We start from the raw sequence: 17,046 nt of genomic DNA, 5'->3' as shown, positions 1-17,046 counted from the left end.
TTAACCCCGCAACATGCGATCAAGTCGCTTTGCATGCTCGATAGCTTCTAGCTTGTTGGTAGTGAAGCGGTTACCAATTAATGACCAGCCATCTTTATGCGCTGCGGTGCGTCCAGTACCATAAATAATATCGCCATGAGTGTTGCGGCGTTCTGGCAATAACTCGGCTGCAGCGATGCGACTAAGGGCTTCTTGAGTGCGCAAAAAGTTTTCAGTCTCTTTGCCGGTTGAAATGTTGCGCTTGATGCTGCGAGTTAGCTTCACTTGTGGTGGCGTTTGAATTGCGTTAATGTGCGTCATGTTAGTATTCCTTATTTCTATTTAGGGTTATGCGGCGTCCTGGCTCTGATACAGCCAGTTCATCACATCTTGATAGTTATAACGGTTGTTAAAGAGCGGGTGACTCGATGCTTTTGGGTGAGTTGGATCATGCTGCACCGCCGTTATCTAAACCAGTAAATGCAGGTGGTTGATATTCGGCCCAGGCTAATAAATGGTAATCATCGTTGAAATCAATTGCTTCATAGAAATCATCAAATTCATAATGGTTTTTATTGGTCACCCAACCGATAGACTCATGCGGATCACCGTCAACATTTACTAAAAAGTCATCATTAAGCGGGTCGCCATTTTCATTTAAAAGAAGAGGTCTATTTTGGTAAATAGCTAAGTACACATAATTCTTATTTGCGAGCTTGCTGTGAACAGCTATCCAAAATTCATTTTCAGCGCCGATTTCGACTCGTGGAATCGATTCTGGTGGTTGCCAATCGGGTTTAAGCGACTTTATTTTAAGCTCAAGTTGTTGATAGCCAACGAATTTAACAAGCGGGCCATATAAATCTACTCGCCATGTTTTTGCTGCTTTAAATCTGATTACGCTCATGCTAAATCCTCCAAGCTAAGACCCAGTTCAAGGGTCAACTGCATATCTTCTGCGTTCACTTTGCTTTGGTCGCTAATCGATTGAAGTTTATGGTTCACAACGCTCACCGCACTCACTATATTGTACAAAAGGAAAATCGCCATAAGCATCCATAAAGCGTTTTTTATCACTATCATCTATGTTATTAAACGAAATATTCATAACATCGGCCACGAGCTGCACATCTGACTTGCTTGCGCCTTGCTCTGCCATGTAAGACAGGGCTGTTATAGCTCCGTTGTTATATTCAGTCATATTAGTATTCCTTATTTCTATTTAGGGTTATGCGGCGTTCTGGCTCTGATACAGCCAGCTCATCACATCTTGATAGTTATAACGGTTGTTAAAGAGCGGGTGACTCGATGGTTTGGGGAACCCGTCTGCTTTAATCAACTCATACAGTTTTGTTTTTCCCACACCTAGCAACTTGGCTAATTGAGTCGGCGTGTAAAACACCTGGTCAACTGGCACATCTTTCATTGCTGCGATTTCCTGGTTAAACATGGCTTCCCCCTTGCTTAATACTTGATAGTCAATGCGCCAAGCTGTCCACGCGCAGCGGCTTTGACGATTTCAATCGCTAACAACTCACCTATGTTTAACGTTTCCACTAAGCGAGCGGCTATATCGCGGTTAATTAAACCCTGGCGGCGTCTTTCTTCGCTTATATTTGCGGATTGTCTTGTAAATCCAATAGGGCTATCATTTTCTAGCGGCTGATCAACTTCTTTTGCTGTTTGTGCATCTAGTTCGGCTTGTTTTAAGTTGGCATTAGCTTCATGTTCGGCAATGTCTTTTGCTGCTTGAGTATCAAACTCGGCCTTTTTTACTTTTGCATTGGCTTCATCAATCTTCACTTGGGCGGCGGCTTCTGCGTCTGCTGTCGCTTTGGCTGCGGCTTCTTGCGCAATGCGGGTTTCACGTTCTTGCTGCTCTGCTGCTAAGCGGGTTAGCTCTGCTTTGTGAGCTGTTTCAGCGGTATCGATTTGAGTTAGCATTTGCTCTAACGTTTCAAGACAACGCAACTTAGCGGCTGCGGCTTTATCCTGGTAATCTTCATAACTGTCATCGATGGCAGTTTCTTTTATTTCAGCAAAGACTTCGTTCACATACTCGCGGTGCTCAGCAAACTCTGTTGCTGCCATTTCATTGAGCTCACAATAAACCTGCTCAATCGTGGTAGTGAAAAAGCTTACCTTTGCTTCTAGCATTTCTGTTTTTAGCTTTTGCTCTGCTTCCCAGTTAGTTAGCGGCTGACGGGTTTCATCGCGTATAGCGTCACAGGCATCGACAAACGTTTTTAAATTGGCTTCAATAAACTTAGGTTGTGCCTTTAACGCTTTTAGATATTCGCGGCCTGGCTTCTCGATAGCCGTTTTGCTGCGTGATACTTGGGCTGCCAGTGATGCCACACGGTCACGACCTTTTTTAGTGGTGAGCTCCGGTATTTCACACAAAGCTTCTGACTTAATAAAGTTCAGGTAAGGCGCCAGGCCATCAACTGGCAAATAAACCTTTGCGCCAACATCTGCGCTTAACTTCTCGATTTCGATAGGCAAGTTGATCACTTGGGTTTCAATTTCTTGGGTTTTAGCGTTCATGTATTACTCCATTGAGCGGCATTGCTGCCGCGATTAATTATCAGTTAAGCGATTTCGCCAGTTTCGTTATCTACTGCAGAAAGCTCGCGCTTTAAGCGGTTGTAAACCACACCAAGCGACTTGCGCGCATTTTCGTTAATGGCCTTGCTGTTAAGGGCCTTGCCGATTTCTGCACCCACTTCATCAAGTTCTTCAATGCAAGAACAATCACGCAAGGCCATTCCCAACATTTCAAACTTGTCGTTAACGGGTTCTGGATCTGGTTCTCTGACGGTTTCTTGTTCTGCTGCCGCCATTTTGCGGTTTAAAAGCGATCCCTCTTTTGGCTTTGTTGGGTTTACTTCTTTTTCAGGCGGCATATCCTGAGCCTCTGCATCAATCCAAATGCCACGTAAGCGGTCGGCATAAGCATCACGACCAGCAAAACCCAGTGCGCGCCATTGCTGCATGCGCTTTTGATATTGTGTCCACGGGCCTTGCTTACCTAACAAGCCGGCTGCTTTAGCATCATCAAGACTAAAAGAGCCGGTAAACTCAACGATGGCACCAGACGCAAGACGGCGCTTAATGACGCAATAAGCTGTGTTATTTTCGTACCACTCTTTAAAATCAACTAAGTCAGGCGAACCGATAATCATTGCGCGGAATGCATCACCCCAGACTGATGGGCGACCGTTAATCACTGCGATGTTCTGCAACGATTGAAGCGGTTGAAAGCCAAGTTCTGCACCCATTGCCATAGCGATAACAATGTCACTAGGTTTGCGCTGATAGTTTTTAGGCACCATATCTGAGCCGGCTAGCATTTCAGCGATTTGGAACGCTTCTTGAAAGTTAGCGGGAACCAAGAAGCGGCTAGGCTTGCTTTCTTCTTTGGTTATGGCTGGCTGATTATTTGACATCTTCTTGTTCCTTAATGCTGCTGATAAACTTAACGTTGTGAACTGCTGTGCTGCTGATTTGCCCGTCATCTTTTAAATAAATGACAGTGCTAAAATTGCCTGGGCCATCTTCAAATTCTTCGTAATCAACACCGAACTTTAAGAATGTGGCTTCGATGGTTGTAGTGGTGAGGTGTACTCCAGAGCTGTAATGACTGATCACCTCAATGCGGTTACTAAACGGCATAACCATGCCAACTGCAGCTGCACCATATTTGCCATTGAATAACTCGATTTTTTGCTGACATTGAACTGCGTCCATTAGGTAAGACTCAAAACAAATCTGCTCGCCGTCATCGCGTCCGTCATGTTCAAATACTGGTGTAAACATTGGAAAAGATAACTTACTCATAGCCTGCTCCTTATGCTGCGTGGCTGTGCTGTTCGTATTCAGCTTGTGCTTGTTCAGTTTCAAGCGCTTCGAGTTCATCGCTTTCAAACTTGTTTAATTCGATAGTGACCATTTCATCTGTGTAACCTGGCCAGATATCAGTTTCCATACACTGCTTGAGTTCGCGCAATGCTTTGCGGTATTTCAAATAGCCAAAGCGCTTGGCTTCTTCATCGAATGCAACAGGACCAACCCACACGAACGGCGCGCTAGACTCAACAACCAGGAACGCAAACTCTTTGGCTTGTGATACTTCGGTGTAAAGCGCGTCTTGAATGTGGTAGCCCAGTTTTTTGAAGTTCCAGCGAATGTCTTTTACTGCTGCGCTAGCTGCTGACTTTAAATCGATAATCAAGTCACCGATTTTGTAATCAGGACGGCACTTAACGATAAGGCCGGTTTCAACATCACGCATGAAGTAGCTTTGTTCTGCTACGCCACCTTTGGTTAGCGCTAGGGCGGTAGGTTCGTTTTCAAGTGATTGACGCATGATTGGCATTTCAGCCCACTGCGCTTTAGTGAGTACAACCTTGTTACCGGCTGCGGCTTTAAATTCATCCCACTTCTTACCGTTACGGACTTTGATATCTTCGGCTTGCTCGATGTAAGAGCTAGCAAACAACCATGGCTGTAACGTTAGTGTGTGAATAGCCTTACCCATATCAAAGTAGGCTTTTTCCGTGCGCGGGATAATGCAGTCGATGTAATGCGCTTTGAATTTCTTAGGGCATTGGATAAACATTTTTAACTTGCTGGTACTGACACCGATGCATGAGTGATAGATTTCATCGTCCAAGTTATCGATAACTAAGCGTTCGCCAGGTGGCAGCATTTCTAATTTGGTATTTAACTTTTCAACGGTCCACTTTGCGGCTTCAACAAATTGCGCAAACGGATCGCTATCATCATTAGCTGGCTCGGCTTTTGCTGCTGGAGATACTTTAGGGGCAGCTTGTTTCTTTGGTTCAACTGCTTCAACCGCTTCAACAGCAACAGTATCTTCAACAGGCTCGCTCGCAGTGGCAAACTCGTAATCATCTTTAGTTAGTACAGCAACACGAAGCATGAAGTGCTTGCGTTTTATTCCATCTTCACGCAATTGCTTTTCAGCTAACGCCATTGCGCTATCAAGCGATTTGGCATCGATGGCCATTAACTGCTTAAACGTGCCGCCTGGCGCATTAGCTTTAGGATTGAATTGTAAGTAATAGGTTTGCATGGTTAATACTCCTGTTCTGCTGCAACTAGCTTTGGCGCGATTTCTAACGCAACACGACTAAGCTCAGCTTGCATTTCGTTTTTAAAAAACACTGTCCGGTCATACAAAAACAATGCGGTCACGGCTTTAGTGGCTAAATCGTGTGACAACACAGTGTCGGCAATACTTTCAAGCGTGTAGCCCATGACGTTTTCACCGTCCATCAACATTTTTTCAATGTATTCAGCTTTCATTTCTATCGCTTCTTCACGCAATTCATCATTAGCGATCATGTTTGCGATACGGTTAGTTAGCATGTCACCAACTTGATTTGAGGTAATACGCATTCTGTTTGCTCCTGTGTTGGGGTTAACTGGTGCGTTCTGCGATATAAATTAACTTTGCCGTGACAATTAACTGACATTGAAAAGTCTTTGTTAATGAAGCCAGTGCGTTGACAGAACTCGCTATCAAACTTGTCGCTGTGAAGCGCTAGCGTGATGTGACGCTCAAGATCCTTAATGCGACTAATGACGTTAGGGCAGTTCATTAGAGGACCAGATGGTGCGCGGTAACATGCAATAGCAAGCATGTGCAGTAACTCGCGTTCTATTTGGCTTTTGCTTTTGATTGCTTTTGACATTTCAAAGTCGCTTTGTAGTGTTGGGTTACACAAATAGTAAGTCAGCTTACTTTATCGTGTCAATAAGTTTGTAAGTTTATTTACATTAAATTTTGAGGATTTATTGGGGAGGTAAATTTTAGGCATAAAAAAACCCGCTATTAGCGGGTTGTGGTTTTGGCGTGTCTGGTTAGGTTACTTTTTGTAGAACCCGAATGAGTAAACGCCTGAGATGATTAGAGCAATAATCCAGTGCATGACACTCAGTTTGTCGGAAAGCGCGGAAAACATTACGCCAAGACCTATCCATAAGATAATGAACAGTTGGCTTCTTTCGGATTTTACTTTGCTTTCATATTGAGCTTTTTTTAATTCAGCATATATATCTTCTTCCGACTCTACTCGCTTTTTTGTTATAAATTCAGGTGGCTCAGGTTTGTTATTATCCATGCAGATCCTTTGCGGTTGATATTAATGGAAATTTGACGACCAAAATACGCGGCCGATAATTCTTATTTCGCTAAATGCGACTACTTCGTCAGGGTGTTCTTCCATGTTAAAGCTTCTTAGCTTTACGCCACCAGGTAGTCGGTAAAGCATCTTGACTCGTAGCATTCCACCATGATCAACGGCATACATTTTACCATCAACAATATTTTTCTTTGATGTGTCTATGCCAACTGTCGCGCCGTTGTTTAGCGCTGGCTCCATACTGTTGCCCGCTACAGTGACGCAAGCAGCATCACTAGCATTAACGCTAAGCTTTCTCAGCGTGGACTTAGCAAAGCGCAGTTTAAATGTTGTATCTTCTTTGACTAACGTTGATCCGCTTCCTGCTGACAATTCTATTTCCCTATAAAATGGCAAAGCCACTTCATCATCGTTAAGTGGTGTGCCGCTATCCCATAAGTCAAAGCCGCCAAGCACAATTTGTTCAACGTTCTCGCCTTTGTCTTTTGTTGCTAAATCAATAAGAGTATTTAAAAGTGTTGACGTCTTACCGCTTCCGGTAGATGGGAAATAAAATCGCGGGTCAAAACCCTCACCTTTAATTTCTCTTAACTCTCTCATTGATTCGTAAAGCAACTTGCTAGCCTCAGATGTCACCTCATCAAGCAATTGGTCTGTATCGTCAATAGCTGCACCAGATATTAACCATTGTGGTGCCACTCTTAAAACCTCAGCAAGTTTCAATAGGTTTTCACCTTTAGGCATCGCGTTTTCATCAGTTTCCCAATTACTAACAGACACGCGATTAACCCCAATGTGATTGGCGACGTTTTCCTGAGAGAGCTTCAGCTTTTTTCTGCGCGCACGAATGCGCTCATTCATTTTCATATTTTCCATGTAAGTAATCTTACACCTCAATAGTGGATTTCGCACCGTAGTTTTACTTGACGTAAATAGTAAGCGGGCTTACTATTCGGATTATGTTTGTAACTTTACATACATTTTGCGCTTTGGAGCCAATATGAATAAGTCAGAAGTCATTAGTTTTTTTGGTGGCGTAACCGCTACAGCTAAAGCGTTAGGCATTTCTCACGCATCTGTATCGATGTGGGGCGAAAGAGTGCCATTACTGCGCGCCCATCAAATTGAAAAAATCACTAAGAAGAAGTTACGGGTTGAAGATCCGGCCTGTTCTAAGTAATCGATAAGGAAATTATATGTTCTTTAGTAAGAAAGACACGCGAAAAGGGAATGACTTTTCGCAAGACCCGCTTTTAGCTGCGGCGTCACTCATTGATGTTCACAACATATCTGACTTGGCTAGACAGCTAGGCAAGAACCCTAAGACGTTACTGGCCAAGCTAAATAACGATAGCGATTTCCATCAGCTAAACCTCGGCGAAGCAATAGCAATCACCAACATGACAGGTGATAACCGTATTTTAGGCGCCTGGGCTAAGTCATTAAATTGCATCTTAGTTAATGAGCCAGATCCTGACGGCGTAACAGATGAAGATTTTTCAGATCTCCTTTTGTCTTTTCAGTCTCAACTGGGTGATTTAAGCCGCACCATTCTTAAAGCTCGTGAAGATGGCGTGATCACAACTGATGAGTACGCAGACATTCACGCTACTGCTATTCGCTCTGTTCAGTTGGTGTTTCAGATTGATACCGCTTTACGTTCGCAGATCCGAGGCTAATAGCATGGATAAGTCAGAAGAAATTTCACATCACATCATTGGAATTGAGCCTGTTAGAACTCGGCTTATAACGATGCTGCGAACCAGAGGGATGCTGTTTAGATTCTGCAAGGCTCATGGCATTCCATATAACAACACTTACAAATTTGCCAAACGTGGAATAGCAAGTGTTTCTCACGCCAAAGTTGTTCGACTTATTCAGGCTTTACAGTCGGAAAATTTAAAGGAGTCGTCACATGAATGAGGGCGATATTGCAGCTAAAGAAGCTGATGCGCACTTGAGCGCGACTATCAACAATCACCGCAGCACTAAGTATGCATTACCGGTTATGGGTAACTGTCACAACTGCTATGAGCCTATCGCAAAGCCAAAGCTGTTTTGTGACGATGACTGCTGCATTGATTTTGAAAAACGTAAACGAATGAACATAGGGAAAAGTTTGTAGGGCGTTTGAGGGCTCAGTGAAGACTCACTGATGACTCACTGATGACTCAAACAAGGTAAAAGGCGAATCGATATGGCACGAATTAGAACTGTAAAACCAGAGCTATTCAGGCATGAAATGTTGTTTGAAGCAGAGATAGAAACGGGATTTCCACTGCGCCTAGTTTTTGTTGGGCTATTTACTGTTTGCGACAGAGAGGGGCGATTCAAGTGGACGCCTAGGTCAATAAAATTGGATGTACTTCCATACGATGAAGTTGACTTTCCACGCGTGCTTGACGCGTTGGTCACGCGTGGATTTATCGTCAAGTACAACGTTTCAGGCGTGGATTACGGCTGTATTCCATCTTTTGGCCGTCACCAAGTGATAAATAACAGGGAAAGAGCGAGTGAATACCCTGTGCCAAGCGAAGATAACGCGACAGTAATTAATGATGCCAATAATATCAATGAGTTAAGTGGTGATGATTCACGCGTCAACCACGCGTCAACCACGCGTCAATCACGCGGCTTAGAAAAGAACGAGGGGAAGGGAAGGGAAGGGAACAAGGAAGGGAACAAGAAAGCTTACGAACCTGAAAAAAAATCAATTGGGTTACCTCTGCAAAACAACGGCGTGATGAAAATCGATGCAAAGCAGATTGAGCGTTTCACAGAGCTTTACCCAGACATTGATATCAGCCAAGAGCTACGCAACATGATTGGTTGGTTTGATGCTAATCCTGAAAGCTTACGCACTCGAACAACGCTGATGCAGTTTGTGAATAACTGGCTAGCCAATCGAAAGCGTGACAGTGCAAAGCAAGCTTCTGAGGAACTTGATTGGAATAGCACGAGCTGGGCTGAGGGTCTGGTCGTTGAATTTGGAGGTGCAAGTCATGGCAATTAAATCACTGAGTCAAACCGCGAACAACGCAATCGAGTACATCGAGCAGCAAAGCGTTAAGCCTCACAATGCTAACGGTACTTCACTGAATAGCGAAAGCGCAGCGACAGGGATTGTTAACGAAGTATTCAAGCATTTGATTGCTGCTAAGCCTGCGTACAAGCAAGCGTTTAAATCTCAAGCTGAGTTTGAATCGTTTAAACAGGCCTGGACCAAAGCGTTTGCATCGCATGGCATTGTGACCAGCGAACAGATAAACCAAGGCATTGCCCAGGCACAAAAAGACACGAGCCCATTTTTTCCAAGCATCGGCCAGTTTATCGAATGGTGTAACCCAGGAACGCTAAGCGAAGTTGAATTAATCGAAGCGTTCACTCGCATGGTTGAGCGCAAGAAGCCTGCTAGCGACATTGAACACGCAGCACGTTTGAAGTGTGGTTTTCAGTGCAAGAGCTTGCCGCAAGACAGAGCGTTCAAGTTATTCGCTAGCTACATGAAAACCTTTGCAGTAAAGCAAGCGCGTGGCGAATACATACCAAGACGCGATACGCCACTGCTAGAAAACAAAGCGAATAGCCGTTGGGCCGAACATGACCAACAAGTCGAGCAGCGCCAACCAAGAACGGCACTCGAAGCAAGAATGCAATCACTGAGGTTAGCAGCAAGGAAGCGTAGATATGGCCATACGCAAACAGCTTGAAGATGACGCACCGGATTTCTACTCGGGCATTCAGAAAGTCGAAAAGCCTATGAAGCCAACAGCTAAGTTTCACGGATACCCCAAGTTTTGGTATGCAAGGCGCGGCGAAAGTGATGTGAAGTTTGTTATGAGTCGAATGCGGGTGATACCGGAAAACCTAAAGCAAGAAGTTTCAAACGAATACGAACGGTTATTTTTTCAAGACGATGGACGAAAGAAAGCCAATACCTACTTGCACAATACGGCGGTGAAATACAAATGATTATTGCAATAGACCCAGATGTTGAAAAGAGCGGTGTAGCCATCACCGAAAAAGGTCAGATATTGGACCTATGCACTAAATCATTTGTTGAACTGGTGAAGTTCATCGCAGTTGTGCAAAAGCGTGAAGCTAGTTTGATTGTAATCATTGAGGATGTTGAAGCGAATAAATCGGTGTTCTCGAAGAAATACAAAGTTGGCCCAAAAGCAAAACTCAAGATAGCCCAAGACATTGGTCGAGTGAAAGCCACCGCAAGACACCTAAAAGCCTTTTTAGAGGATATGGGCGTCAATGTCGTGATGATTAAGCCGCTTAAAGGAACCGTTAAGGCCGCAAAAACTAACGCAGCGCTATTTAATCGCCTCACGGGGTGGAAAGGTAGCAGCAACGAAGATAAACGCGATGCAGGGCTTCTGGCTTTGTTTGGGGGAATTAAGGATGCGAGCTAAAGAACAAGCCAGAATATTTGCAGAATTACACAATCTGCCAACGTATGAGTCCAACGTTCCGCACATACCGCGCAGCACAGGAATACCGTGTGGCCATACATTGAGATATACGCGAACAGGTAGTTGTGTTCACTGCGCTAAAACAAATCGTTATACCGGCGACCATTTAGCACCAACCGGTGAGATTTTAATGCATCACAGAATAGATAAAAATCAACGCATTAAATCAGCGGTGGAATGCTACAAAAATAACGTTGTTTCAATCGCTAGATGCTGTCATTTGTTTTCACTAGATACCGTGACATTGGGCCAGGCATTAAGGGGAAAAGGCTTAACACGAGAGCCTATTGAAATTACTGATAAGTCAGAATGCAGCGCAAGTAGCAAACCTATTGATATTAAAGCGAAAAACGTGTTTACAACAGCCATGCGCGCATTTGCGCCAAGGCGTGAAGCTGTCAAGAATTGTGGAGAATCAACAATATGCTAACAATTGAGCGCCTTTTTACGATGACCAATATCAAGTCATTAAACATCGGTGCTATTACCGGCGGCAAAGGCCTATTTTCATCAGAAGATGCATTGGGTGTTGTTGCAGTGGTCCAGTTGTCGCATCCACTCGGCGTTAAAATTCTTGAGGCCAAAATATCGGGCAGCGAATACGCCATGCGAATACTGGGTAAGGCGGTCACGCGCTTCTTTGTTGGCAAGGGTTATGAGCAATCGATAGCTGCCGCGATGGGTTTTATGGTCGTTCGTGAAGTGTGCCAGGTGCCAATTTGTTCAAGCTGCAACGGTGTTGGTGAGCGATACAGCAAGAAGTTTAACCAGTTGTTTGAATGCCAGGTATGTCACGGCACTGGAAAGATACTGTTAACCAAGAACCATTTAGCTAATCAGTTAAGTGTGCTGTGCAACAAGACAATCAGCAATCACGTATTTAACACGGTTTATTACGATGATTACATGCAGGCGGTTGATCTCATGTACGGCGATGAACAAAGAGCGGCAACGTTAGCGCGCAGAACGTTAGATCAAACGGCGTTAGAAATAGACTTGGGGATTGCATGATGAATTTAACTGATTGGTTGTTAGTGGGTGCGCTTGGTTCGGTAATGTCATTACTTTGCGCGCTGTATCTTTCGTATGTGTTTAGCTTCTGCAAGGAGAGTGATGATGAATGAATTTAAGGAGGGGGGTAGCCTATATTTTATAGCGTGTGGGATTAAGTTTGTTGAGGGTGATGTTATTGGCGGCATGCCGTTAAGTGCTGGTCGCGAGGTTGATAGCGCGAACAAAGGTGTCTATATGGGGCATTGTGTAAGCTATTTCGCACCACGCATAATCACGGAAACTAAGCCAGTTCCCAGTGATGTGATGGTTAACGTGTCAAGCGATGGCGTAAAGTGGTCGAATGACGTAGCGGCTAAGTACGTTTTATTGAGTGCTGACAATAAGTTTTGGCGACCAGCATTGAAGCAGAAGTGCATTGCTAAGTCCGGACCTACTGCGGGCCAAAGCGAACCGACAACCTACACACAAGAAATGTTTGATTCCGGCGCTAGTGTCAAGGTCGGAATGATGTTTGCTACCGAATGCGGCAAGTACAAAGCTGAAATGGTTAATCTTAAATCGATATGCTTTGCTGATGAAAATGATTTCCTATGCGTTATACCTGTTGGGCTTGCTAAGCCAATAGTGACAGAACGCGAAAAGGCGATTGATGCTGCTTACGACCATGTTTATGGCGGGAGATTGGCTCCGATAAATCATGACGCAATAAAGCAAGTCCTTGGTGACTTATACGATGCGGATTGTAGCTTTGGTGGTGAGCTATGAGTGCTGTAGATAATATGACTCATGATGAAATAGCCGACTTTGTTGCTTTAAGATTGCGAAAAATGAATTACCCGCTTTCGTTTTCTAATATCACATCGGTCAATATCGGTGAACAGCCTGATGTATTAGGGGTTTCTCTTTGCGGACAGAGCTTGCTTGCAGAGGTTAAGGTGTCAAGAAGCGATTTTCTGGCTGACAAAAAGAAGCCTTGGCGTAAGCCTGGTTCTGGGATGGGAGACTTTAGGGTTTATGTAACACCAAAAGGCTTGCTTAAACCAAGTGAAATTCCTTACGGGTGGATGCTTTGGGAGGTTCACGGCAAGAGCAAGCCTGTAATAAAAATAATAAAAGGCAAGAAGATGGTGAGCAAGCAAGACTCATCATCGCCTTGGGCTACTTCTGTTCCTGAGTATTTGAATTGCGATTTAGCTGAGTATCGACATTTCGAGCAAGATGTTAGAAATAAAAATTGTCGAAGCGAATTGATTATAACTGTTGAGATTATGCGTAGAGCGCTTGATAAAGGCGTTGAGTTAAATAATTTTGCAAATAAATACCAGGTGGCATGAGTGAACAAAATCACTTAACTGATAACTTTTAAGGGTGGAATGATGGCTGTTAAAGCATTTCTATTAGTCAGGGTTGACGCTTACGGATTTAAGCACGTTGTATCTGCGTATAAGAGTAAATCCTTATGCACCAGCATAGTAAATAAAAGAATGAATAACCCTACTAGGCTATACGATTATGAAGTGCAGGCTACAAACTTAATAGGGTGAATTTAAAAGGGGAATCAATGTACGCAGTATTTCAAGCAGGCAGAAAGGAAGTCGTCAAAGGCGGCGGGGTTGGTCACGTTGATTATGGTAAGGCAACATTGAGCAAGTCAGAATTGAGTAATGACATTAATAAAGCGCAAAGGAACAGAACTAACAAATCAGACCGCAAACGCGATAGGGCAAACAGATGGAGATAGGTATGAATGCTGGTAAATTGTTAACTGACTATTCTCAATCGCATGATTTAAAGATACTTAGTTGCTACTTCGATGCGGTAAAAAGCGGCTGCAAAACTTTTGAAATAAGAAAAAATAGTGATAGAGGCTTTCAGAAAGGTGATTTGATTACTCTTAACGAACTAAAACAATCTAAATCTACTGGTAGCAGTCTTTTAACTGGCGAGTCGCTTTCAGCCGTAATTACTTATGTTACGAATTATGAACAGAAAGATGACTACGTGGTGTTTTCTTTTAAATTAGTTAGTGATAAGGAGTAGGTATGGATATTATTGCATTTGCTTTTATTTCACCTGCAGTTTTTAGCATTATTGTTGTGCTATTGGTTATGTATTATGAGGTTGTATGCTACCAAAAAGAAGTAAGTCAGGTGATTACGTTTATTGTTGAAAAAGTGCTAATTCCAATATCAGCTATATCCGCTGTTATCGGCGGGATGATGCTTTTGATTGTGTCTGCAATAATTTAAATTAAATAGTGAGGTTGGTATGGATATTGAAGAATTGATTAGCATGAGAGCTAAAGAACTTAGAGTTTGCGTTCTTGGTATTGGAATGGCTGACGGCTACAGTAAAAAGGATTGCTACATCGCAGCGCATGAGCTTATTGGACTGCCGCTTGATGATAAGAACAAGCGTACTCTTGTGGCTAACGGTTTGTTTAGTCGTGTTGGTCGCGGCACTATGACGCTTGATGAAGCAGTTACTCGCTTGAATGATTTACCAATAGGCTTGCAGATAGCGGATATGCAGCGACAAGAGTCGGGTGAGTCTGTTGAAGATGAACCGCTAACTATTGATGAGCTGGCAAGCGAATTTCATGCCGAAGCTGCGGCGAACGCTAACGAAGAAGAAATGAGTGCAGACGTACTAACTGCAGCCGTTCGGTATGTTGAAGCACTAGAAACTCACATCGCTCAGCTAGAAGATGAGCTCGACACGGCGCAAGGGATGGTGTTTAAGTTGAATGGCCAGGTGATGCTGCTTGAGAGTGAATTGAAAGCGTACCAATCCTTGACTTAACTCTTAAAAAGCTTATTATTTCCCCATCGTGGCAGAAAACCACAATCTAATTCAAAGGCTACCTTAACCGGTGGCCTTTTTTGTTTCCGGCCCTTGCAGAAATGCAGGGGCTTTTTTGTTGGACTTCATGGAGAACTCCGAACATGCCTAAATTCAAAAAGAAACCCGTCATTGTTGAAGCTGTGCAGTTTACTGGCGATAAAGAACCTGTAATTGAACTTATGCGGCTGATGAATGAGGGTCAAGAGTTTAGTTTTAACGTTGAAAGCCTGACCAGTTGCAATGCTAATGATGTGATGATTTTAACGCTTGAGGGCGTAATGACTGCAAACATTGGTGATTGGATTATCAAAGGCGTGAATGGTGAGTTCTATCCGTGTAAGCCTGACATTTTTGAAAAGACGTATGAAGCGGTCAAGCCTGGCGGTGAATTACTGACCTTCGGCCAAGCGATTGAAGCAGCAAAGGCGGGAAGTAAAGTTGCTCGCAAAGGTTGGAACGGTAAAGGTATGTGGGTTATCTACAATGCAGGTAGCCAAGGTCAAACCCATTCTATGTTTGAGGGTAGCGTGTATAAAAATCATGGTGTAGATACCTGTGAGATATTACCGCACCTTGATATGTACACGGTTAATGCTGATGGTCGCAGAGCTATGCTAGCAGGGTGGCTCGCTTCTCAGACCGATATGATTTCAGAAGATTGGGTCATCGTGTAATGAGCATCAAAGCGCGCTTACTCGCTGTTGGCCTGATAGGTTCGCTCGCAGTTGGTGGCACTTTCATTGCTACGCAAGAGGGTGAGGTTCGCAATACCTACTATGACCTGGCAGGTATTGAAACTGCTTGCTTCGGTCAAACTGGACCACACATTAAAGCAGGCATGGAGTTTAGCGCTAACCAGTGCATCGATATGTTTGCTGACAGCCTACACAAGTTCAATAACCAACTTCTTGACTTGGCACCACCGCTAACCGATGGCGAACACATCGCTTACCTGAGTTTTATCTATAACGTTGGAGCAGAGGCTTTTGGGGCCTCTACGCTTCGCAAGAAGTTGTTAGCCAATGACAGAGTAGGCGCATGCAATGAGCTATCTCGTTGGGTATACGTCAAAGGTAAGCGAGTTCAAGGGTTAATCAATCGCCGTTCTGATGAACGGCGTTATTGTTTAAGGGACTTACAGCATGTTAGCTAACCTTAAAATAGCGCTAGGCGTTGCAGTGATAGCCATCATCGCATTACTACTGGTGAGCAATGAAAGCCTAAAGACAAAGATAGCCCATAAAGATAACGACTTGCTGCAATCTGCAGTGAGCATTAGCGCCTTATCGAGCAGTAACGATAACCAGGCAGAACACATTAAAACGCTTGAACGTGATTATCGAGTTATTACCGAACTGAATACACAAAACCGTAAACGAGTTGCCGACTTAGAAGCGACTCACGAAAGCCGGTTGCAAGAAGCCGCTCAATTAAGGACCTCAGACGATGAACCTACTAAAGATTGGGCTAATGCTTTGTTGCCTGGTGACGCTTTGCGGTTGCTCAAGTCAACCAATTGTCAAAGTGGTAACACAGACCAAAACGGTTTATGTACTGCCACCGATTGATTGGCTTGATTACTGCGACAAACCTATTTTTATCGGGACTTCAAATCTCGACTTACTTAACCATTCACTTAAACAAACGAACTCGATTGATAAATGCAATGCGCATTTACAGCGACTTCAACAATGGCGGCTAAAACATGAGCGTGACGACTGAGCTAGGAGCAAACAAATTGATACCTGCAGTTTCTTACATTGCTTCATTCTTTACGGCGCTTGGTGGGTTCATTACACAAATGGATGTTGGGTTAATTGTCGGTATTGCTTGTGCGCTAGCCACTGCGTTTGTTAACTGGTTCTATCAAAAGCGTAAAAGTTTACGAGAAGAACGCAGCGCAGAGATTGACGACAGAATAAAAGAACGCAGTGCAGCACTGGACGATAAGATTAAAAAGCTGCAAGCACAGGTACTACTTAGACAGCTTGAGGGTTTAGAAGATGAGCGCTAATAAGGAGCATTACGATTGGACGCAGTTTAAATTCACAGATAGAGAGCGTCTATTCGTAATGGAATACCTTGTTGATAAGTGCATGAAAGCCGCAGCCGTTCGCGCTGGCCTCAGTGAGAAATCATCAGAGTCGGCAGGTTCGCGCATGTACAACACGCCAAGAGTTAAACACGCAATTGATTGGCACATGGCTCGTGCGTTCGCAAAGATTGAGATCACCTCAGACCGGATACTGCAAGAGATTGCGGCCACGGCGTTTTTAGATCCGCGGCTGGCGTTTAAAGGCAACACAAATATAGATATAGATAAGCTTCCTGAGCAAGTGGCAAGGGCTATTGATAGCATCAAAATCACTTACTTAGAGAATGGTGACATAGTTCATAACATTCAGTTTAACCCAAAATTGAAAGGCTTAGAGTTGCTCGGTAAAAATCTCAAGATGTTTACTGAAAAAGTGGAGATTTCACAGCGCGCTAAAGTAATCGTACATGATTACACCGGAACCAAAAAAGCCAAAGCAGCAGATACAGAGGAGTCGTAATAG

Annotated in this window: 32 protein-coding genes; 20 read left to right on the top strand and 12 right to left on the bottom strand. The window is 43.8% G+C overall.

What is annotated here, in order from left to right:
• From AAEZ02_RS07915 to AAEZ02_RS07860, 12 genes are all read right to left on the bottom strand, one after another.
• Positions 1-300, bottom strand: a complete 300-nt coding sequence (locus tag AAEZ02_RS07915) for a hypothetical protein (RefSeq protein WP_351122670.1) — start codon at positions 298-300, stop codon at positions 1-3.
• A gap of 127 nt (positions 301-427) precedes the next feature.
• The gene (locus tag AAEZ02_RS07910; protein WP_351122667.1) at positions 428-886 is read right to left on the bottom strand and encodes a hypothetical protein; all 459 of its coding nucleotides are present in this window, start codon (positions 884-886) and stop codon (positions 428-430) included.
• An 87-nt stretch (positions 887-973) separates the two neighbouring features.
• A complete protein-coding gene (locus AAEZ02_RS07905) occupies positions 974-1,180 on the bottom strand; it encodes a hypothetical protein (protein ID WP_351122664.1) in 207 nt (68 codons plus the stop codon).
• 27 nt (positions 1,181-1,207) lie between these two features.
• Complete coding sequence (locus AAEZ02_RS07900) at positions 1,208-1,429, bottom strand: helix-turn-helix transcriptional regulator (RefSeq protein WP_351122661.1); 222 nt, start codon at positions 1,427-1,429, stop codon at positions 1,208-1,210.
• A gap of 14 nt (positions 1,430-1,443) precedes the next feature.
• Positions 1,444-2,526, bottom strand: coding sequence for a hypothetical protein (locus tag AAEZ02_RS07895; protein WP_351122658.1), 1,083 nt, complete (start codon positions 2,524-2,526; stop codon positions 1,444-1,446).
• A 44-nt stretch (positions 2,527-2,570) separates the two neighbouring features.
• The gene (locus tag AAEZ02_RS07890) at positions 2,571-3,428 is read right to left on the bottom strand and encodes a hypothetical protein (protein ID WP_351122655.1); all 858 of its coding nucleotides are present in this window, start codon (positions 3,426-3,428) and stop codon (positions 2,571-2,573) included.
• The gene (locus AAEZ02_RS07885; protein ID WP_351122652.1) at positions 3,418-3,819 is read right to left on the bottom strand and encodes a hypothetical protein; all 402 of its coding nucleotides are present in this window, start codon (positions 3,817-3,819) and stop codon (positions 3,418-3,420) included. The genes AAEZ02_RS07890 and AAEZ02_RS07885 overlap by 11 nt, the downstream gene beginning before the upstream one ends.
• A gap of 10 nt (positions 3,820-3,829) precedes the next feature.
• Positions 3,830-5,077 carry a PD-(D/E)XK nuclease-like domain-containing protein gene (locus tag AAEZ02_RS07880; RefSeq protein ID WP_351122649.1) on the bottom strand — a complete coding sequence of 416 codons (1,248 nt, stop codon included), beginning with the start codon at positions 5,075-5,077 and terminating at the stop codon, positions 3,830-3,832.
• A gap of 2 nt (positions 5,078-5,079) precedes the next feature.
• Positions 5,080-5,403 (bottom strand): hypothetical protein, encoded by a 324-nt coding sequence (locus tag AAEZ02_RS07875; RefSeq protein ID WP_351122646.1) that lies wholly within the window; start codon positions 5,401-5,403, stop codon positions 5,080-5,082.
• Positions 5,367-5,699: a hypothetical protein gene (locus AAEZ02_RS07870; protein ID WP_351122643.1), complete on the bottom strand. Its 333-nt coding sequence runs from the start codon at positions 5,697-5,699 to the stop codon at positions 5,367-5,369. The genes AAEZ02_RS07875 and AAEZ02_RS07870 overlap by 37 nt, the downstream gene beginning before the upstream one ends.
• A 174-nt stretch (positions 5,700-5,873) precedes the next feature.
• Positions 5,874-6,128, bottom strand: a complete 255-nt coding sequence (locus AAEZ02_RS07865) for a hypothetical protein (protein WP_351122640.1) — start codon at positions 6,126-6,128, stop codon at positions 5,874-5,876.
• 21 nt (positions 6,129-6,149) lie between these two features.
• Complete coding sequence (locus AAEZ02_RS07860) at positions 6,150-7,025, bottom strand: S24 family peptidase (RefSeq protein WP_351122637.1); 876 nt, start codon at positions 7,023-7,025, stop codon at positions 6,150-6,152.
• A gap of 124 nt (positions 7,026-7,149) precedes the next feature.
• On the opposite strand from AAEZ02_RS07860, the gene AAEZ02_RS07855 reads away from it, so the two are divergent.
• From AAEZ02_RS07855 to AAEZ02_RS07765, 20 genes are all read left to right on the top strand, one after another.
• Positions 7,150-7,329: a Cro/CI family transcriptional regulator gene (locus tag AAEZ02_RS07855; RefSeq protein ID WP_351122634.1), complete on the top strand. Its 180-nt coding sequence runs from the start codon at positions 7,150-7,152 to the stop codon at positions 7,327-7,329.
• Positions 7,330-7,345: 16 nt separating this feature from the next.
• Complete coding sequence (locus AAEZ02_RS07850) at positions 7,346-7,828, top strand: phage regulatory CII family protein (RefSeq protein WP_351122631.1); 483 nt, start codon at positions 7,346-7,348, stop codon at positions 7,826-7,828.
• 236 nt (positions 7,829-8,064) lie between these two features.
• Positions 8,065-8,274 carry a hypothetical protein gene (locus tag AAEZ02_RS07845; protein ID WP_351122628.1) on the top strand — a complete coding sequence of 70 codons (210 nt, stop codon included), beginning with the start codon at positions 8,065-8,067 and terminating at the stop codon, positions 8,272-8,274.
• Between the two features lie 72 nt (positions 8,275-8,346).
• Positions 8,347-9,162, top strand: coding sequence for a hypothetical protein (locus AAEZ02_RS07840; protein WP_351122625.1), 816 nt, complete (start codon positions 8,347-8,349; stop codon positions 9,160-9,162).
• On the top strand, positions 9,152-9,859 hold the full coding sequence (locus AAEZ02_RS07835) for a replication protein P (protein ID WP_351122623.1): 708 nt from the start codon (positions 9,152-9,154) through the stop codon (positions 9,857-9,859). The genes AAEZ02_RS07840 and AAEZ02_RS07835 overlap by 11 nt, the downstream gene beginning before the upstream one ends.
• Positions 9,837-10,121, top strand: a complete 285-nt coding sequence (locus AAEZ02_RS07830; RefSeq protein WP_351122620.1) for a hypothetical protein — start codon at positions 9,837-9,839, stop codon at positions 10,119-10,121. Before AAEZ02_RS07835 ends, AAEZ02_RS07830 begins: the two co-directional genes overlap by 23 nt.
• The gene (locus tag AAEZ02_RS07825) at positions 10,118-10,570 is read left to right on the top strand and encodes a hypothetical protein (protein WP_351122617.1); all 453 of its coding nucleotides are present in this window, start codon (positions 10,118-10,120) and stop codon (positions 10,568-10,570) included. Before AAEZ02_RS07830 ends, AAEZ02_RS07825 begins: the two co-directional genes overlap by 4 nt.
• Positions 10,560-11,060, top strand: a complete 501-nt coding sequence (locus tag AAEZ02_RS07820; RefSeq protein ID WP_351122614.1) for a hypothetical protein — start codon at positions 10,560-10,562, stop codon at positions 11,058-11,060. The genes AAEZ02_RS07825 and AAEZ02_RS07820 overlap by 11 nt, the downstream gene beginning before the upstream one ends.
• Positions 11,054-11,641 (top strand): hypothetical protein, encoded by a 588-nt coding sequence (locus AAEZ02_RS07815; RefSeq protein WP_351122611.1) that lies wholly within the window; start codon positions 11,054-11,056, stop codon positions 11,639-11,641. Before AAEZ02_RS07820 ends, AAEZ02_RS07815 begins: the two co-directional genes overlap by 7 nt.
• A 105-nt stretch (positions 11,642-11,746) precedes the next feature.
• Positions 11,747-12,409, top strand: coding sequence for a hypothetical protein (locus AAEZ02_RS07810; protein WP_351122608.1), 663 nt, complete (start codon positions 11,747-11,749; stop codon positions 12,407-12,409).
• Positions 12,406-12,978: a hypothetical protein gene (locus AAEZ02_RS07805; RefSeq protein WP_351122605.1), complete on the top strand. Its 573-nt coding sequence runs from the start codon at positions 12,406-12,408 to the stop codon at positions 12,976-12,978. The genes AAEZ02_RS07810 and AAEZ02_RS07805 overlap by 4 nt, the downstream gene beginning before the upstream one ends.
• A 409-nt stretch (positions 12,979-13,387) precedes the next feature.
• Positions 13,388-13,684, top strand: a complete 297-nt coding sequence (locus AAEZ02_RS07800) for a DUF3850 domain-containing protein (protein ID WP_351122602.1) — start codon at positions 13,388-13,390, stop codon at positions 13,682-13,684.
• Positions 13,685-13,686: 2 nt separating this feature from the next.
• Positions 13,687-13,893 (top strand): hypothetical protein, encoded by a 207-nt coding sequence (locus AAEZ02_RS07795; RefSeq protein WP_351122599.1) that lies wholly within the window; start codon positions 13,687-13,689, stop codon positions 13,891-13,893.
• Between the two features lie 19 nt (positions 13,894-13,912).
• Positions 13,913-14,446 (top strand): hypothetical protein, encoded by a 534-nt coding sequence (locus AAEZ02_RS07790; protein ID WP_351122596.1) that lies wholly within the window; start codon positions 13,913-13,915, stop codon positions 14,444-14,446.
• 143 nt (positions 14,447-14,589) lie between these two features.
• A complete protein-coding gene (locus AAEZ02_RS07785; protein ID WP_351122593.1) occupies positions 14,590-15,162 on the top strand; it encodes a DUF2829 domain-containing protein in 573 nt (190 codons plus the stop codon).
• Positions 15,162-15,641, top strand: coding sequence for a lysozyme (locus AAEZ02_RS07780; protein WP_351122590.1), 480 nt, complete (start codon positions 15,162-15,164; stop codon positions 15,639-15,641). The genes AAEZ02_RS07785 and AAEZ02_RS07780 overlap by 1 nt, the downstream gene beginning before the upstream one ends.
• A complete protein-coding gene (locus AAEZ02_RS07775; protein ID WP_351122587.1) occupies positions 15,631-16,056 on the top strand; it encodes a hypothetical protein in 426 nt (141 codons plus the stop codon). Before AAEZ02_RS07780 ends, AAEZ02_RS07775 begins: the two co-directional genes overlap by 11 nt.
• Positions 15,959-16,210, top strand: a complete 252-nt coding sequence (lysC, locus tag AAEZ02_RS23725; RefSeq protein ID WP_502959587.1) for an Rz1-like lysis system protein LysC — start codon at positions 15,959-15,961, stop codon at positions 16,208-16,210. Before AAEZ02_RS07775 ends, lysC begins: the two co-directional genes overlap by 98 nt.
• Positions 16,194-16,502, top strand: coding sequence for an HP1 family phage holin (locus tag AAEZ02_RS07770; RefSeq protein WP_351122584.1), 309 nt, complete (start codon positions 16,194-16,196; stop codon positions 16,500-16,502). The genes lysC and AAEZ02_RS07770 overlap by 17 nt, the downstream gene beginning before the upstream one ends.
• Positions 16,492-17,043: a terminase small subunit gene (locus tag AAEZ02_RS07765; RefSeq protein WP_351122581.1), complete on the top strand. Its 552-nt coding sequence runs from the start codon at positions 16,492-16,494 to the stop codon at positions 17,041-17,043. Before AAEZ02_RS07770 ends, AAEZ02_RS07765 begins: the two co-directional genes overlap by 11 nt.
• Positions 17,044-17,046 lie beyond the last annotated feature (3 nt).

Source organism: Shewanella sp. T24-MNA-CIBAN-0130 (assembly GCF_040310185.1).
In the GTDB taxonomy this organism is placed as follows: domain Bacteria; phylum Pseudomonadota; class Gammaproteobacteria; order Enterobacterales; family Shewanellaceae; genus Shewanella; species Shewanella psychromarinicola.
Note: the sequence above shows the minus strand (reverse complement) of the source record. Positions and strands in the feature narration are given on the sequence as shown.

Excerpts from the sequence above, each read along its gene's own strand:
- AAEZ02_RS07860 (WP_351122637.1), bottom strand. The coding sequence starts at position 7,025 with ATGGAAAATATGAAAATGAATGAGCGCATTCGTGCGCGCAGAAAAAAG.
- AAEZ02_RS07800 (WP_351122602.1), top strand. The coding sequence starts at position 13,388 with ATGAATGCTGGTAAATTGTTAACTGACTATTCTCAATCGCATGATTTA.
- AAEZ02_RS07795 (WP_351122599.1), top strand. The coding sequence starts at position 13,687 with ATGGATATTATTGCATTTGCTTTTATTTCACCTGCAGTTTTTAGCATT.
- AAEZ02_RS07765 (WP_351122581.1), top strand. The coding sequence starts at position 16,492 with ATGAGCGCTAATAAGGAGCATTACGATTGGACGCAGTTTAAATTCACA.
- AAEZ02_RS07910 (WP_351122667.1), bottom strand. The coding sequence starts at position 886 with ATGAGCGTAATCAGATTTAAAGCAGCAAAAACATGGCGAGTAGATTTA.
- AAEZ02_RS07815 (WP_351122611.1), top strand. The coding sequence starts at position 11,054 with ATGCTAACAATTGAGCGCCTTTTTACGATGACCAATATCAAGTCATTA.
- AAEZ02_RS07780 (WP_351122590.1), top strand. The coding sequence starts at position 15,162 with ATGAGCATCAAAGCGCGCTTACTCGCTGTTGGCCTGATAGGTTCGCTC.
- AAEZ02_RS07805 (WP_351122605.1), top strand. The coding sequence starts at position 12,406 with ATGAGTGCTGTAGATAATATGACTCATGATGAAATAGCCGACTTTGTT.
- AAEZ02_RS07820 (WP_351122614.1), top strand. The coding sequence starts at position 10,560 with ATGCGAGCTAAAGAACAAGCCAGAATATTTGCAGAATTACACAATCTG.
- AAEZ02_RS07880 (WP_351122649.1), bottom strand. The coding sequence starts at position 5,077 with ATGCAAACCTATTACTTACAATTCAATCCTAAAGCTAATGCGCCAGGC.
- AAEZ02_RS07890 (WP_351122655.1), bottom strand. The coding sequence starts at position 3,428 with ATGTCAAATAATCAGCCAGCCATAACCAAAGAAGAAAGCAAGCCTAGC.
- AAEZ02_RS07845 (WP_351122628.1), top strand. The coding sequence starts at position 8,065 with ATGAATGAGGGCGATATTGCAGCTAAAGAAGCTGATGCGCACTTGAGC.
- AAEZ02_RS07840 (WP_351122625.1), top strand. The coding sequence starts at position 8,347 with ATGGCACGAATTAGAACTGTAAAACCAGAGCTATTCAGGCATGAAATG.
- AAEZ02_RS07770 (WP_351122584.1), top strand. The coding sequence starts at position 16,194 with ATGAGCGTGACGACTGAGCTAGGAGCAAACAAATTGATACCTGCAGTT.
- AAEZ02_RS07825 (WP_351122617.1), top strand. The coding sequence starts at position 10,118 with ATGATTATTGCAATAGACCCAGATGTTGAAAAGAGCGGTGTAGCCATC.
- AAEZ02_RS07885 (WP_351122652.1), bottom strand. The coding sequence starts at position 3,819 with ATGAGTAAGTTATCTTTTCCAATGTTTACACCAGTATTTGAACATGAC.
- AAEZ02_RS07835 (WP_351122623.1), top strand. The coding sequence starts at position 9,152 with ATGGCAATTAAATCACTGAGTCAAACCGCGAACAACGCAATCGAGTAC.
- AAEZ02_RS07830 (WP_351122620.1), top strand. The coding sequence starts at position 9,837 with ATGGCCATACGCAAACAGCTTGAAGATGACGCACCGGATTTCTACTCG.
- AAEZ02_RS07865 (WP_351122640.1), bottom strand. The coding sequence starts at position 6,128 with ATGGATAATAACAAACCTGAGCCACCTGAATTTATAACAAAAAAGCGA.
- AAEZ02_RS07915 (WP_351122670.1), bottom strand. The coding sequence starts at position 300 with ATGACGCACATTAACGCAATTCAAACGCCACCACAAGTGAAGCTAACT.
- AAEZ02_RS07905 (WP_351122664.1), bottom strand. The coding sequence starts at position 1,180 with ATGACTGAATATAACAACGGAGCTATAACAGCCCTGTCTTACATGGCA.
- AAEZ02_RS07810 (WP_351122608.1), top strand. The coding sequence starts at position 11,747 with ATGAATGAATTTAAGGAGGGGGGTAGCCTATATTTTATAGCGTGTGGG.
- lysC (WP_502959587.1), top strand. The coding sequence starts at position 15,959 with ATGCTTTGTTGCCTGGTGACGCTTTGCGGTTGCTCAAGTCAACCAATT.
- AAEZ02_RS07900 (WP_351122661.1), bottom strand. The coding sequence starts at position 1,429 with ATGTTTAACCAGGAAATCGCAGCAATGAAAGATGTGCCAGTTGACCAG.
- AAEZ02_RS07790 (WP_351122596.1), top strand. The coding sequence starts at position 13,913 with ATGGATATTGAAGAATTGATTAGCATGAGAGCTAAAGAACTTAGAGTT.
- AAEZ02_RS07875 (WP_351122646.1), bottom strand. The coding sequence starts at position 5,403 with ATGCGTATTACCTCAAATCAAGTTGGTGACATGCTAACTAACCGTATC.
- AAEZ02_RS07895 (WP_351122658.1), bottom strand. The coding sequence starts at position 2,526 with ATGAACGCTAAAACCCAAGAAATTGAAACCCAAGTGATCAACTTGCCT.
- AAEZ02_RS07870 (WP_351122643.1), bottom strand. The coding sequence starts at position 5,699 with ATGTCAAAAGCAATCAAAAGCAAAAGCCAAATAGAACGCGAGTTACTG.
- AAEZ02_RS07850 (WP_351122631.1), top strand. The coding sequence starts at position 7,346 with ATGTTCTTTAGTAAGAAAGACACGCGAAAAGGGAATGACTTTTCGCAA.
- AAEZ02_RS07855 (WP_351122634.1), top strand. The coding sequence starts at position 7,150 with ATGAATAAGTCAGAAGTCATTAGTTTTTTTGGTGGCGTAACCGCTACA.
- AAEZ02_RS07785 (WP_351122593.1), top strand. The coding sequence starts at position 14,590 with ATGCCTAAATTCAAAAAGAAACCCGTCATTGTTGAAGCTGTGCAGTTT.
- AAEZ02_RS07775 (WP_351122587.1), top strand. The coding sequence starts at position 15,631 with ATGTTAGCTAACCTTAAAATAGCGCTAGGCGTTGCAGTGATAGCCATC.